Genomic DNA, 13249 nt, shown 5'->3' with positions numbered 1-13249 from the left:
GGGTCAGCCGGTGTTGCGCAGGCCCGCGGCCACGCCGTTCACGGTGAGGAGCAGGGCCCGGCCGAGCGTCGGGTCCGGGGTCTCGCCGGCGGCCGCCGCGTCGCGCTGCCGCTTGAGCAGGGCGACCTGGAGGTACGAGATCGGGTCGAGGTAGGCGTCGCGGATCGCGAACGTCTGCTTCAACACGGGCTGCGAGTCGAGGAGTTCGCTGCCTCCGGTGATGCGGAGCACCTCGGCGACGGTCAGCTCGTGCTCGGCCACGATGGCGTCGAAGACGTGCTTGAGGTTGTCGGGTACGAGCGTGTCGACGTAGTGCTTGGCGATCCGCAGGTCGGTCTTGGCGAGCGTCATCTCGACGTTGGAGATGAAGTTGCCGAAGAAGTGCCACTGCTCGTGCATCTCGTCGAGCACGGTGTCGAGGCCCGCCTCGCGCAGCGCCTTGAGGCCGGAGCCGACGCCGTACCAGCCGGGGACGATCTGCCGGGACTGGGTCCAGCCGAACACCCACGGGATGGCGCGCAGTCCGTCGAGCGAGACGCCCGAGCCGGGGCGGCGCGAGGGCCGGGAGCCGAGGTGCAGGTCGGCGAGCTGGTCGACGGGCGTCGAGGCGAGGAAGTAGTTCGGCAGGTCCGGGTCCTCGACCAGCTTGCGGTACGCGTTGTGCGCGGCGTCGGAGACGACGTCCATGGCGGCGTCCCAGCGGGCGAGGGCCTCGTCGGACTGGCGCGGCGCCGTGTGCAGGGCGGAGGCCTGAAGGGTGGCCGCGACGGTCAGTTCCAGGTTCTCGCGGGCGAGGGACGGCACGAGGTACTTGTCGGAGATGACCTCGCCCTGCTCGGTCACCTTGATCTCGCCCTCCAGGGTTCCCCAGGGCTGGGCGAGGATCGCGTCGTGCGAGGGGCCGCCGCCGCGGCCGACGGTGCCGCCGCGGCCGTGGAAGAGGCGCAGACGCACGCCGTAGCGGTGCGCGACGTCGCGCAGCCGGCGCTGGGCGCGGTGGATCTCCCACTGGGAGGTGGTGATGCCGCCGAACTTGGAGGAGTCGGAGTAGCCGAGCATGACCTCCTGCACGTCCCCGTTGAGCGCGACGAGGCGCCGGTAGGACGGGTCGGAGAGCATGTCCTCGAGGATCGTGTCGGCGGCCTTCAGCTCGTCCGTCGTCTCCAGGAGCGGCACGATGCCGATCTTGGCCCAGCCCGCGTGCAGGTCGATGAGGCCCGCCTCGCGCGCGAGGACGGTCGCGGCGAACACGTCGTCGGCGCCCTGGCACATCGAGATGATGTACGACTCGATGACCTCGGGCCCGAACACGTCGAGGGCGCGCTGGATGGTGTGGAAGACGCCGAGCGTCTTCTCGCCCTCGGCGTCGAGCGGCGCCGGGGTGGGGGCCAGCGGGCGGCGGGAGCGGAGCTCCTTGGCGAGCAGCTTGCCCCGGTAGTCGCGCGGCATGTCGGCGTAGCGCCAGGACTCCTCGCCGAGCCGGTCGAAGAGCTGGCCGAGCGTGTGGTGGTGGGCGTCGGCGTGCTCGCGGACGTCCATCGTGGCGAGCTGAAGACCGAAGGCGGAGAGCGTACGGATCGTACGGTTCATGCGGCCTTCGGCGAACAGTCCGCCGCGGTGCTCGCGCAGCGAGGTCTGGATGAGCGTCAGGTCGTGAAGCAGCTCGGCCGTGCCGAGGTAGTCGCGGCCTTCCTGGTGCGGGGTGTTCTTGGCGAGCCGCGTCTTGGTGTTCTCCAGCTTCTGCCGGATCGCGGTGGCCTTGAGCCGGTAGGGCTCCTCGGCGTTGAGCCGCTTGTAGCGGGGGCTGATCTCCGGGAGACGCTCCAGGTCGCACTGGAGCGAGGTGAGCAGCTCCTCGGTGGCGCCGGTGTAGCGGATCGAGTTGGAGAGGAAGCCGCGCAGCTCGTCGATCATGTCGAGCGCGTCGTTGATCCCGTGCTCGTGCTGGAGGATCAGGACGTCCCAGGTGACGGCCGGTGTCACGTTCGGGTTGCCGTCGCGGTCGCCGCCGATCCAGGTGCCGAAGGTGAGCGGGCGGCTCTGCTCGGGGAGGGTGTAGCCGACGCGCTCCAGCTCGGCGGTGAGGTCCTCCAGGACGTCGCCGACGGCTCCGGCGTGCAGTTCGTCCAGGTAGTAGATCGCGTTGCGGGACTCGTCCGTGACCTCGGGGCGTACGACGCGCAGTTCGTCGGTCTGCCACACGAGGTCGATGTTTTCGGCCAGCCGGGTGTCGTAGCGGCGCCGGTCGGTCTCCAGGACCGGGGTCTCCAGGAGCTCGGCGATGCGGCGCAGCTTGTTGAGGACGCTTCGCCGGGCGGCCTCGGTCGGGTGCGCCGTGAAGACGGGCCGCACGTTCAGGTTCTTGACCGTCTCGCGCAGGTGGTCCGGGTCGGCGTCCTTGAGGCGGTCCGCGGTGCGGGCGAGGAGTCCGCCCTCGGCGGCGCGCATGGCCCGCAGCTCGCGGCCACGGTGCACCTGCTCCGTCACGTTGGCCAGGTGGAAGTACGTGGAAAAGGCGCGGACCAGCTTGGCCGCGGTGTCCAGTTCGGTGCCGCCGAGCAGCTCGGCGGCGGCCTCGCCGTCCTCGCGGGTCAGGCGGCGGACCTTTTCGACCAGCTCCAGCAGCTCCGGGCCCTCCTGGCGGACCAGGGTCTCGCCCAGCAGGTCACCGAGCCGACGGATGTCGGCGCGCAGCTCGGGGCTGGTGCTTGTCGCAGCGGTCTGTTCGTCGGCACTGCTCACAGGTGCGGCTCCTTGCAATGGTGAAGCACGTACGGCACGTGGTGAAGCACGTCGGGAGGGGTGGATCCCCGGATCCGGGTACGTAACCCAGGGTGGAGATTCAGAGCGGACCGCGCTGTCCGACCGATTCCAAGGATATGTGCCGCCGCCGACGACGAGGTCGGGGCCTCTTGCCGCCCGGCTGCACGCTGACATACTTACGGTGCCGTAGGTTACGGAACCGTAGGCAAGCTGTCCGCGGATCCCCGTGGATCTCCTGACCCGTCTCAGCCCGTCTCAACCCTCGACTTACAGGGGACTCCCATGGCCACCAGTACCGATGTGATCGAAAACGCCCCCAGTCAGACATCAGGACCGCCCGGCGCCTCGTCGTCCGCGACGCTCGGCGGGGAGCAGAAACGCTCCGTGGAGCAGCTCACCCTGCTCCTGTTCATCGTCGTCCCGTTCCTGGCCGTGCTGGCGGCGGTGCCGCTGGCCTGGGGCTGGGGTGTGAGCTGGCTCGATCTCGGGCTGCTCGTCGTCTTCTACTTCGTGGGCTGCCACGGCATCACGATCGGCTTCCACCGGTATTTCACGCACGGCTCCTTCAAGGCGAAGCGTCCGCTGCGGATCGCGCTGGCGATCATGGGGTCGCTCGCGGTGGAGGGACCGGTCGTGCGCTGGGTCGCCGACCACCGCAAGCACCACAAGTTCTCCGACGCCGAGGGCGACCCGCACTCGCCGTGGCGGTACGGAGAGACGGTGCCGGCCCTGCTGAAGGGCCTGTGGTGGGCGCACATGGCGTGGATGTTCGACGAGGAGCAGACCTCGCAGGAGAAGTTCGCACCGGACCTGATCAAGGACCCGGCGATCCGCGCGATCTCCCGCCAGTTCGTGCTGTGGACGGCGCTCTCGCTCTTCCTTCCCGCGCTGATCGGCGGTCTGGTCACGATGTCGTGGTGGGGCGCGTTCACGGCGTTCTTCTGGGGCTCGCTCGTGCGGGTGGCGCTGCTGCACCACGTGACGTGGTCGATCAACTCGATCTGCCACGCCGTCGGCAAGCGGCCCTTCAAGTCCCGCGACAAGTCCGGCAACGTGTGGTGGCTCGCGGTCCTGTCCTGCGGCGAGTCCTGGCACAACCTGCACCACGCGGACCCGACGTCGGCGCGGCACGGGGTGGAGCGCGGCCAGATCGACTCCTCGGCGCGCCTCATCCGCTGGTTCGAGCAGCTGGGCTGGGCGCACGACGTGCGCTGGCCGTCGAAGGACCGGATCGCCTCCCGACGCAAGGAGCAGGTCGCCGACGCGGCCTGACCACTACACGGCATGATGGACGACGTGGCGACCGACTCAAGCACCCCGAGCACCTCGAGCAGCGACAGGCCGGACCGGCCCGAGAAGGCTCGGCGCACGCGCAGAACGCGGATGACGGGGGCGGAGCGGCGACAGCAGCTTCTGGAGATCGGTCGCGTCCTCTTCGCCGCGAAGGGCTTCGAGGGCACGTCGGTGGAGGAGATCGCGGCGAAGGCCGGGGTCTCCAAGCCGGTGGTGTACGAGCACTTCGGCGGCAAGGAGGGCCTGTACGCGGTGGTCGTGGACCGCGAGATGCGTCAGCTCCTGGACATGGTGACCAGCTCCCTGACGGCGGGGCACCCGCGTGAGCTGTGCGAGCAGGCCGCCTTCGCGCTTCTCGACTACATCGAGGAGTACACGGACGGTTTCCGCATCCTGGTCCGCGACTCTCCGATCCCGCAGTCCACGGGTTCGTTCGCGTCGCTGATCTCCGACATCGCGACGCAGGTCGAGGACATCCTGGGCCGCGAGTTCAAGAACCGGGGCTTCGACCCGAAGCTGGCGCCGCTGTACGCGCAGGCGCTGGTCGGGATGGTGGCGCTCACGGGCCAGTGGTGGCTGGACGCCCGCAAGCCGAAGAAGGCGGAGGTCGCGGCGCATCTGGTGAACCTGGCGTGGCACGGGCTCGACGGCCTCGAACCGAAGCCGCGGCTCATAGGTCACCGGAAGAGTTGAGCCACTTCAGCCCCTCCGGCGTTTGAGGAGCGGGGTCCGGGGCGGAGCCCCGATCTTTCGAGCGGCGCCGCGGCCGGGCTCACGGGGCTCTGCCCCGGACCCCGCTGCTCAATCGCCGCAGGGGCTCCAACTGAGGAACCGGCGCCGGTTGCCCGGTGGAGCTGGACCGCCCCGGACGTGAACCAGCAGCCGCCGCGTGCCGCGAGTGCCGGTGGTTTCGGGACCTCGGTCATGCCGAGGGCGTCGACGTAGAAGGTCCGCAGCGCGGGCTCGCTGCCCGGTGGCGCCGCGAGTTGCACGTGGTCGACGGCGGCGAGTGTCATACGCGGGTCGCCACCACGAAGATGCGGCGGAAGGGCAGTACCGTGCCGTGCTCGGTCGTCGGGTATGCCTCGCGGAGCAGGTCGCGGTATTCGGTGACGAAGGCGTCCCGGGCCCCCGGGTCGTCCGCGAGCGCGGTCAGGACGGGGCGCAGGCCGGTGCCCTTGACCCAGTCGAGGACCGGGTCGGGGCCCTCCAGGAGGTGCATGTACGTCGTCTCCCAGGTGTCCACCTCGCAGCCGAGGCCGGCCAGCCGCTCCAGGTAGGCCGCAGGCGTGAGCACCGCGTCCCCGTGGCGCAGCACCCCGCCCAAGCGGTCCTTCCAGCGGGCCGATTCGGCCAGCTCCCGCATCAGGACGTGGCTGGGGGCGTCGAAGTTTCCGGGCACCTGGAAGGCGAACGTGCCGCCGGGGGCCACCGCGTCGATCCACCGGGGGAAGGCGTCGGCGTGGCCGGGGACCCATTGCAGCGTCGCGTTCGACAGCAGCAGGTCGTACGTCTCCGTGGGCTCCCAGGTGGCGGCGTCGGCGTACGCGAAGTCGAGGAGGTCGGTCGCGTGGGCCGCGGCCTTCTCCAGCATCTCCCGCGAGTTGTCGTAGCCGGTGACGCGGGCGGTGGGCCAGCGTTCGGCGAGCAGTGTCGTGACGTTGCCGGGGCCGCAGCCGAGGTCGGCGATGCGGGCGGGCTCCCCCGGCAGGGCGGGGACGCGGGCGAGCAGGTCGACGAAGGGGCGGCCGCGGTGGCCCGCGTGCCGGAGGTACTGGTGGGGGTCCCAGGTGGGTGCAGGTGTCATACCGTCAAGCGTCGACCGCAGGTATCTCGATGTCAAGATAGTCGACCTCAAGAGACTTCATGTCGACACACCCCCTACACTGATCGTCATGGAGGACGAGGTCGACCGTCTGGTCTCAGCGTGGCGCCGAGAGCGCCCCGACCTCGACGTGGAGCCCCTTGAGGTGCTCAGTCGGGTCAGCAGGCTCGCGCGCCATCTCGACCGGGCCCGCCGCCTGGCCTTCTCCGAGCACAATCTGGAGCCGTGGGAGTTCGACGTCCTGACGGCGCTGCGCCGCGCGGGCACGCCGTACCAGCTCTCCCCCGGGCAGTTGCTCACGCAGACGCTGGTGACGTCCGGCACGATGACCAACCGCATCGACCGCCTCGCCAAGAAGGGCCTCGTCGAGCGCCTGCCGGACCCCAGCGACCGCCGCGGCGTCCTGGTCCGGCTCACGGACGAGGGCCGCGACCGCGCCGACCAGGCCCTGGCCGGGCTGCTCGATCAGGAGCGGGCGATCCTCGCGGAGCTGTCGCGCGCGCAGCGGGCCGAACTGGCGGGTCTGCTCCGCCAGTTGACCGCGCCGTTCGACAACATTCCCGGTTGACCTGCTCAAGCCCCTGCGGCGATTGAGCAGGCACTGCTTGAATCGCGGCTCAGCTCGCCGCTTCCAAGTCGACCGGGCCCACGCCCGCCCTGCGCGCGAGCGCGACCGCCGCGAGCGTCGAGTGCACGCCGAGCTTGCCCAGCACGTTCTGCATGTGCGTACGCACGGTGTGCGGGGACAGGAACAGCCGCTCCGCCACCGCCTTGCGGCCGAGCCCGGCCACCATGCAGCGCAGCACCTCGCGCTCCCGGGGCGTCAGGGACTCGACGAGCCGCTCGGACTCGGTTCGGTGCTTGCGCGCCGCGGTCAACTCCCGCAGTACGCCCGTGAGCAGCGCGGGCGGCAGATGCGTCTCGTCCCGCAGTACGCCCCGTATGACGGTCAACAGGCGTGACAGGGAACAGTCCTTGGCGACCCAGCCGCACGCCCCCGCCTGCAGGGCGAGCGCCGCGCGGCGCGGATCGTCCCGCTCGGCGAGCACCACCGAACGTACGGCGGGCTGGGCCGAACGGACGCCTGCCACCAGGGAGATGCCATCGACCAGGCCGTCCTTCGCCGCACTGTCGGGCACGACCGTCGGCGCGCGCATGCCCTGGAACGACGCCGCGCCCAGGTCCGCGTCGATCAGCAGCACATCGAATCGGCGCCCCTCGGCGGTCGCCCGGTCGAGGCAGCGCAGAGCGGCGGGGCCGCTCCCGGCGGCCGACACGTCGACATCGGACTCGGCGGCGAGCGCCGCGGCGAGCGACTCGGCGAAGATGCGATGGTCGTCGACTACAAGGACCCGGATACGTACCACGTGATTTACCCCCTTCCCCGAGCTCCGCTACGGAGCAGGGGATACCCCATCGCCGGGGGACGGCCAACGCGGGCACGGCGCCCGAAGTGTGGGTCGCCGCAGAGCCGCACGGCCGCCGCCGTGTGCCGAACCGCTACCCCCGCTCCGGGCGTCGTACCCGGCTGTCTCGCCCCCTGATCGGCACCGGCCCCCACCGGTGCTGTCCTCAGACTAGAGGCGAAGGCCCCCAGGGGAAGTCAATTCGCAGAACTGGTTGGCGGTTGGCGGAGCAGCGACTGTCCCGCGCGTTTATGGTGATGCGCATGTTTCGCATCGAGACAGAAGTCGACAAGGAGCGCGCCCTTCTGCTCCGTTCGCTGCTGAGGGAGACCAACGCGGCGGCGTCACCGGAGCTCCGCGAGCTGCGCGGCACCCCTGCCGACCAGCATGTCCCGCTCCAGGTATGGGTGTTGGACGAGGACGGCACACTGGCGGCGGGGCTCGACGCGTACACGTGGGCGTACTGGCTGCACGTGGATCTGCTCTGGGTCGCCGAGCGGCACCGCGGGGCGGGGCTCGGCTCCCGGCTCCTCGCGGAGGCGGAGCGCCTCGCGCACGAGGAGCACGCGTGCCGTGGCTCCCGCGTCGAGACGTGGGACTTCCAGGCCCCGGGCTTCTACCGGCTGCACGGCTACGACGTGGTGTCCGTGATCCCCGACTACCCGCCCGGCATCAAGGAGTTCACGCTGACGAAGCGAATCGGAAGAACTCCTCTCCCCGGTGCGTGAGACCCGGACCCATCAAGCTCCCCGGTCGACCGGTTCAGCTCACCCGGCGCGCTCCCGCCGAAGGCACCGCCGGGAAGACCCGCGGCGACGTGAAGCCGGCCTCCGCGAAGGCGGCGGTGATCGCCTTCGTCACGGTGTCGGCCTCGTCCGATTCGACCAGGACGATCGCCGAGCCGCCGAAGCCGCCGCCCGTCATCCGCGCGCCGAGCGCGCCGGACGCCATCGCCGTGCCGACGACCAGGTCCAACTCCGGGCAGGAGATGCGCAGATCGTCGCGGAGCGAGACGTGCCCCTGGACGAGGACCGGGCCGATGGCGCGCACGTCGCCGGCGTCGAGCAGCTCGATGACCTGCTCGACGCGGTGGTCGTCGGTGACGATGTGGCGGACGTAGCGGACCACCTTCTCGTCGACCCCGGCCAGCTCCAACTCCGCGACGGACCTGCCCAGTTCGGCGTACGGGACATCGCGGAGGTGCGAGACGCCGAGGACGCGCGCGCCCTCCTCGCAGCCCGCGCGCCGCTCCGCGTACGCCCCGTCGCCCAGCTCGTGCTTGACGCGGGTGTCGACGACGAGCAGCTGGAGGCCCTGGGCCGCCAGGTCGAAGGGGACCTGGCGGATCGACAGGTCGCGGCAGTCGAGGTGCAGGGCGTGCCCCTCGGTGGCGCAGGACGAGGCCATCTGGTCCATGACGCCGCACGGGACGCCGACGAAGGCGTTCTCGGCGCGCTGCGCGAGCACCGCCAACTCGGCACCGTCGAGCCCGAGTTCGTACAGGTCGTTCATCGCGTACGCGGTCACGACCTCGAGGGCGGCCGACGACGAGAGGCCGGCGCCGGTCGGGACCGTGGAGGCCAGGTGGATGTCCGCGCCGGTGACCGTGTGGCCCGCCTCGCGCAGCGCCCAGACGACGCCCGCCGGGTAGGCGGCCCAGCCGCCCTGGCCGTATTTCGACAGGGGGGCCAGGTCGTCGACGCGCAGTTCCACGACCGGGGCGTCGATGTCGGCCGAGTGCAGGCGCAGCACGCCGTCCTCGCGCGGGGCCGCCGCGGCGACCGCGGTGTGCGGCAGCGCGAGCGGCATGACGAAGCCCTCGTTGAAGTCGGTGTACTCGCCGATGAGGTTGACGCGGCCGGGGGCCGCCCACACTCCGGCGGGCTCGTACCCGTACAGGTCCTTGAACTGGGCGTCGACGGACATGAGTTGGCTACCTGACCCTCGTAGTGACTACTGCTGCGACCGCTGGTGCGGCTACTGCTCGCGTGCCTGGGCGAACTCCCAGGCGTCGGCGACGATTCCCGCGAGGTCCGCGCGGGACGGGTTCCAGCCGAGGCGCTCGCGCGCGGTGGCGGCGGAGGCGACCAGGACGGCCGGGTCGCCGCCGCGGCGCGGGGCGACGACCTCGGGGATCGGGTGCCCGGTGACCTGGCGGACGGTCTCGATGACCTCACGGACGGAGAAGCCGTTGCCGTTGCCGAGGTTGCAGATGAGGTGCTCGCCGGGCTGGGCGGCGTCCACGGCGAGGAGGTGGGCCTCGGCGAGGTCGGCGACGTGGATGTAGTCGCGGATGCAGGTGCCGTCGGGCGTCGGGTAGTCGTCGCCGAAGACGTTGATGGCCTCGCGGCGGCCCTGGGCGACCTGCAACACCAGAGGAATCAGGTGCGACTCCGGGTCGTGCCGCTCGCCGCAGCTGCCGTACGCGCCCGCCACGTTGAAGTACCGAAGGGACACGGCAGCCAGTCCGTGCGCGGCGGCCTCACCCGTGATCATGTGGTCGACCGCGAGCTTCGACGCGCCGTACGGGGACGTGGGCGCGGTCGGGTCGGACTCCGTGATCGGGGTGTTGACCGGCTCGCCGTATGTGGCGGCGGTCGAGGAGAAGACGAGCTTGCGGACGTCCGCGGCGCGCATCGCGGCCAGCAGCTCCATCGTGCCGCCGACGTTGTTGGCCCAGTACTTCTCGGGCTTCACGACGGACTCGCCGACCTGCGAGAACGCGGCGAAGTGCAGCACGGCGTCGTAGGAGGAGTCGAGCCACTTGCCGGCGTCGCGGATGTCGCCCTCGATGAAGGCGGCACCCGCGGGCACGCCCTCGCGGAAGCCGGTGGAGAGGTTGTCGAGGACGGTGACCGAGTGGCCCGCCTCGATCAGGTGCTGCGCGACGACGCTGCCGACGTAGCCGGCGCCGCCAGTGACCAGGTACTTCTTGGAAACGGTCTCACCCATTACTTGCTCGCTACCTCTCGCAGTCGCTCGGCCGCGGTCTCCGGCGGCACGTCGTTGATGAACACGCTCATGCCGGACTCGGAACCCGCGAGAAACTTCAGCTTGCCGGAAGTGCGTCGGACGGTGAAAAGCTCGAGGTGCAGCGCGAAGTCATCGCGGTTGACGCCCTCGAACTCGTCCAGCGAGCCGAACGGGGCCTGGTGCCAGGCCGCGATGTACGGCGTCACCGGCTGGTCCGCGCCGAAGATCCGGTCGAAGCGCCTCAAGAGTTCCAGATAAATCTTGGGGAACTCTGTGCGTGCGTCCTCGTCGAGCGCGAGCAGGTCCGGGACCTGGCGCTTGGGGTAGAGGTGCACCTCGTACGGCCAGTGGGCGGCGTAGGGCACGAAGGCGACCCAGTGCTCGCCGTCGAGGACGATCCGCGAACCGTCCTCGATCTCCTTCTCCACCACGTCGGCGAAGAGGTTGCGGCCGCCGGTCTGCTCCTTGTGCTCGGCGGCCGAGCGCAGCATCAGGGCCGTGCGCGGGGTGGTGAAGGGGTAGCCGTAGATCTGGCCGTGCGGGTGGCCGAGGGTGACGCCGATCTCGGCGCCGCGGTTCTCGAAGCAGAAAACCTGCTCGACGGAGTCGAGGTGGGAGAGCTCGGCGGTGCGGTCCGTCCACGCGTCGAGGACGAGGCCCGCCTGCTCCTCGGTCAGGTCCGCGAAGGACTTGTCGTGGTCGGACGTGAAGCACACGACCTCGCAGCGGCCCGCGTCCCCGGCGAGCGAGGGGAAGCGGTTCTCGAAGACCACGACGTCGTACGAGGAGTCGGGGATCTCGCTCAGCCGCTCGCCCTCGGAGGGGCACAGCGGGCACTCGTCGGCCGGCGGGTGGTACGTGCGGCCCTGGCGGTGCGAGGCGATCGCCACGGAGTCGCCGAGCAGCGGGTCGCGCCGCACCTCGGACGTGGTGACCGTGCGGTCGAGGGGGCGGCGGTCGGCCGCGTCCCGGACGACGTCGTCGCGCGAGTCGTAATAGATGAGCTCACGACCGTCGGCGAGCCGGGTCGACGTCTTCTTCACGTCCGATGCTCCTCATCACACCAACCAAACAGAACCAAACACAACAAAGCATAAGCCAACAGTGGCGTCAAGGGAAAGCGCTCCCGCCCCGGGCGCGTCCGACTGTGCGCTTTCTGTGCTCTCGCGAGCACTCCGGGCGAGGTCTCGATCACAATCCAACAAAGAACATCATGCGAACTGTTCACTTATTGAAGCCGGAGGCGTAGGTTCCGGACTGTTTCAGTTCGCGCAACGAAGCGAGATCTACATGCTGTCCCCCACAACCACCCTGGCCGAGGGGCTTCGGCTGCCTACCAACGGCCTCGACTACGCGATCATGGCGATCTACTTCGTCGTGGTCCTGGGCATCGGCTTCGCCGCCCGCCGCTCCGTGAAGACCAGCCTGGACTTCTTCCTGTCCGGGCGCTCCCTGCCCGCCTGGGTCACCGGTCTCGCGTTCGTCGCCGCGAACCTGGGTGCCACCGAGCTCCTCGGCATGGCGGCCAACGGGGCGCAGTACGGCCTCTACACGGTGCACTGGTACTGGATCGGCGCCATCCCCGCCATGGTCTTCCTCGGCCTGGTGATGATGCCCTTCTACTACTCGTCGAAGGTGCGCTCGGTCCCCGAGTTCCTGCTGCACCGCTTCGGGCCCTCGTCCCACCTGCTCTCCTCGATCATCTTCGCCGTCTCCTCGGTGCTGATCGCGGGCGTCAACCTGTACGCGATGGCCCTGGTCCTCCAGGCGCTGCTCGGCTGGCCGCAGTGGGTGGCGATCGTCATCGCGGGCCTCTTCGTCCTCGCGTACATCACGATCGGCGGGCTCTCCTCGGCGATCTACAACGAGGTCCTGCAGTTCTTCGTCATCCTCGCCGCGCTCATCCCGCTGACCATCGTCGGCCTCAAGCGCGTCGGCGGCTGGGACGGCATCTCGGACTCGCTGTCCAGCTCACACGGCTCCTCGTTCATGACCGCGTGGCAGGGCACGGGCATCGGTGACGCCAACCCGCTCGGCGCCAACTGGCTGACCATCGTGCTCGGCCTCGGCTTCGTGATGAGCTTCGGCTACTGGACGACGAACTTCGCCGAGGTGCAGCGCGCGCTGTCCGCGAAGAACCTCTCCGCCGCCAAGCGCACCCCGCTGATCGCCGCGTTCCCGAAGATCCTCATCCCGATGGTCGTCGTGATCCCCGGCCTGATCGCCCTGGTCATGGAGCCGTCCATCGGCAAGTCCTCGGGCGGCCTCCAGTACAACGACGCCATTCCGGTCCTCATGCGCGACCTGCTGCCCAACGGTGTCCTCGGCATCGCGGTGACGGGTCTGCTCGCCGCCTTCATGGCGGGCATGGCGGCCAACGTCTCGTCCTTCAACACGGTGTTCACCAACGACATCTGGGGCGCGTACGTCAAGAAGGGCCACAGCGACCGGTACTACCTGCAGACGGGCCGCGTCGTCACCGCCGTCGGCGTCGTGATCGGCATGGGCACCGCGTTCATCGCGGGCAGCTTCAGCAACATCATGAACTACCTGCAGACGCTGTTCTCGTTCTTCAACGTCCCGCTGTTCGTGGTCTTCATCATCGGCATGTTCTGGAAGCGCACGACGCCCGCCGCCGGTTTCTGGGGCCTGCTTTCCGGCACCGTGGCCGCGATGGTGAACTACTTCTGGTTCTACAAGCAGGGCGTCATCTCGATCCCCTCGGACCAGGGCGCCAACTTCGTCTCGTCGATCGTCGCCTTCGTGGTCGGCGCCGTGGTGATGTTCGTGGTCACGCTCTGCACCAAGTCCAAGCCCGCCGAGGAGCTGGCCGGTCTCGTGTACGGCACGAAGTCGCCGGGCATGGAGGAGCCGCCGGCCGAGGGTGACGACGCCTGGTACCGCAAGCCGGCCCTGCTGGGCTGGGGAGCGATCGTCCTCGCCGTCATCTGCTACATCCCGTTCTCCTTCTGAGGTCCGAGGTAACACG

General features: G+C 69.8%; 11 protein-coding genes and 1 pseudogene. 5 read left to right on the top strand and 7 right to left on the bottom strand.

The annotated features are described in order from the left end of the window. Positions 1-3 precede the first annotated feature (3 nt). Positions 4-2742, bottom strand: coding sequence for a phosphoenolpyruvate carboxylase (gene ppc, locus ACP4E5_RS26415; RefSeq protein WP_425832793.1), 2739 nt, complete (start codon positions 2740-2742; stop codon positions 4-6). 303 nt (positions 2743-3045) lie between these two features. Between ppc and ACP4E5_RS26410 the strand changes: the two genes are divergently transcribed. Beyond that, positions 3046-4035, top strand: coding sequence for an acyl-CoA desaturase (locus ACP4E5_RS26410; protein WP_425832791.1), 990 nt, complete (start codon positions 3046-3048; stop codon positions 4033-4035). Between the two features lie 12 nt (positions 4036-4047). Continuing rightward, a complete protein-coding gene (locus ACP4E5_RS26405) occupies positions 4048-4749 on the top strand; it encodes a TetR/AcrR family transcriptional regulator (protein ID WP_425832789.1) in 702 nt (233 codons plus the stop codon). A gap of 154 nt (positions 4750-4903) precedes the next feature. On the opposite strand, the pseudogene ACP4E5_RS26400 reads toward ACP4E5_RS26405, so the two are convergent. Further along, positions 4904-5072 (bottom strand): annotated as a pseudogene (locus ACP4E5_RS26400) (VOC family protein); the annotation flags it as partial. Beyond that, complete coding sequence (locus ACP4E5_RS26395) at positions 5069-5863, bottom strand: trans-aconitate 2-methyltransferase (protein ID WP_425832787.1); 795 nt, start codon at positions 5861-5863, stop codon at positions 5069-5071. The gene ACP4E5_RS26395 and the pseudogene ACP4E5_RS26400, both read right to left, overlap by 4 nt. Before the next feature lie 88 nt (positions 5864-5951). On the opposite strand from ACP4E5_RS26395, the gene tamR reads away from it, so the two are divergent. Next, positions 5952-6449: a MarR family transcriptional regulator TamR gene (gene tamR / locus ACP4E5_RS26390; RefSeq protein WP_425832785.1), complete on the top strand. Its 498-nt coding sequence runs from the start codon at positions 5952-5954 to the stop codon at positions 6447-6449. 49 nt (positions 6450-6498) lie between these two features. Here the strand turns inward: tamR and ACP4E5_RS26385 are convergent, their stop codons facing one another. Next, positions 6499-7248, bottom strand: a complete 750-nt coding sequence (locus ACP4E5_RS26385; RefSeq protein WP_425832783.1) for a LuxR C-terminal-related transcriptional regulator — start codon at positions 7246-7248, stop codon at positions 6499-6501. A gap of 290 nt (positions 7249-7538) precedes the next feature. On the opposite strand from ACP4E5_RS26385, the gene ACP4E5_RS26380 reads away from it, so the two are divergent. After that, positions 7539-8015 (top strand): GNAT family N-acetyltransferase, encoded by a 477-nt coding sequence (locus tag ACP4E5_RS26380; protein ID WP_425832781.1) that lies wholly within the window; start codon positions 7539-7541, stop codon positions 8013-8015. 34 nt (positions 8016-8049) lie between these two features. Here ACP4E5_RS26380 and galK read toward each other — a convergent pair whose 3' ends face one another. From galK to galT, 3 genes are read right to left on the bottom strand one after another with little or no spacing between them, the layout of a single operon-like run. Next, complete coding sequence (gene galK, locus ACP4E5_RS26375; protein ID WP_425832779.1) at positions 8050-9213, bottom strand: galactokinase; 1164 nt, start codon at positions 9211-9213, stop codon at positions 8050-8052. A gap of 51 nt (positions 9214-9264) precedes the next feature. Beyond that, positions 9265-10239: a UDP-glucose 4-epimerase GalE gene (galE, locus tag ACP4E5_RS26370; protein WP_425832777.1), complete on the bottom strand. Its 975-nt coding sequence runs from the start codon at positions 10237-10239 to the stop codon at positions 9265-9267. Beyond that, positions 10239-11303 carry a galactose-1-phosphate uridylyltransferase gene (galT, locus tag ACP4E5_RS26365; protein ID WP_425832775.1) on the bottom strand — a complete coding sequence of 355 codons (1065 nt, stop codon included), beginning with the start codon at positions 11301-11303 and terminating at the stop codon, positions 10239-10241. The genes galE and galT overlap by 1 nt, the downstream gene beginning before the upstream one ends. A gap of 247 nt (positions 11304-11550) precedes the next feature. On the opposite strand from galT, the gene ACP4E5_RS26360 reads away from it, so the two are divergent. After that, positions 11551-13233: a sodium:solute symporter family protein gene (locus ACP4E5_RS26360; protein ID WP_425832773.1), complete on the top strand. Its 1683-nt coding sequence runs from the start codon at positions 11551-11553 to the stop codon at positions 13231-13233. Positions 13234-13249 lie beyond the last annotated feature (16 nt).

The organism is Streptomyces fractus (genome assembly GCF_049844455.1).
GTDB lineage: Bacteria > Actinomycetota > Actinomycetes > Streptomycetales > Streptomycetaceae > Streptomyces > Streptomyces fractus.
The sequence above is the reverse complement of the archived record's forward strand: the minus strand, read 5'-3'. Positions and strand labels throughout refer to the sequence as shown.

What these genes read in the sequence shown, in the direction of transcription:
- ACP4E5_RS26410 (WP_425832791.1), top strand. Translation starts at nt 3,046, where the DNA reads ATGGCCACCAGTACCGATGTGATCGAAAACGCCCCCAGTCAGACATCA.
- ACP4E5_RS26405 (WP_425832789.1), top strand. Translation starts at nt 4,048, where the DNA reads ATGATGGACGACGTGGCGACCGACTCAAGCACCCCGAGCACCTCGAGC.
- ACP4E5_RS26395 (WP_425832787.1), bottom strand. Translation starts at nt 5,863, where the DNA reads ATGACACCTGCACCCACCTGGGACCCCCACCAGTACCTCCGGCACGCG.
- tamR (WP_425832785.1), top strand. Translation starts at nt 5,952, where the DNA reads ATGGAGGACGAGGTCGACCGTCTGGTCTCAGCGTGGCGCCGAGAGCGC.
- ACP4E5_RS26380 (WP_425832781.1), top strand. Translation starts at nt 7,539, where the DNA reads ATGGTGATGCGCATGTTTCGCATCGAGACAGAAGTCGACAAGGAGCGC.
- galK (WP_425832779.1), bottom strand. Translation starts at nt 9,213, where the DNA reads ATGTCCGTCGACGCCCAGTTCAAGGACCTGTACGGGTACGAGCCCGCC.
- galE (WP_425832777.1), bottom strand. Translation starts at nt 10,239, where the DNA reads ATGGGTGAGACCGTTTCCAAGAAGTACCTGGTCACTGGCGGCGCCGGC.
- ACP4E5_RS26360 (WP_425832773.1), top strand. Translation starts at nt 11,551, where the DNA reads ATGCTGTCCCCCACAACCACCCTGGCCGAGGGGCTTCGGCTGCCTACC.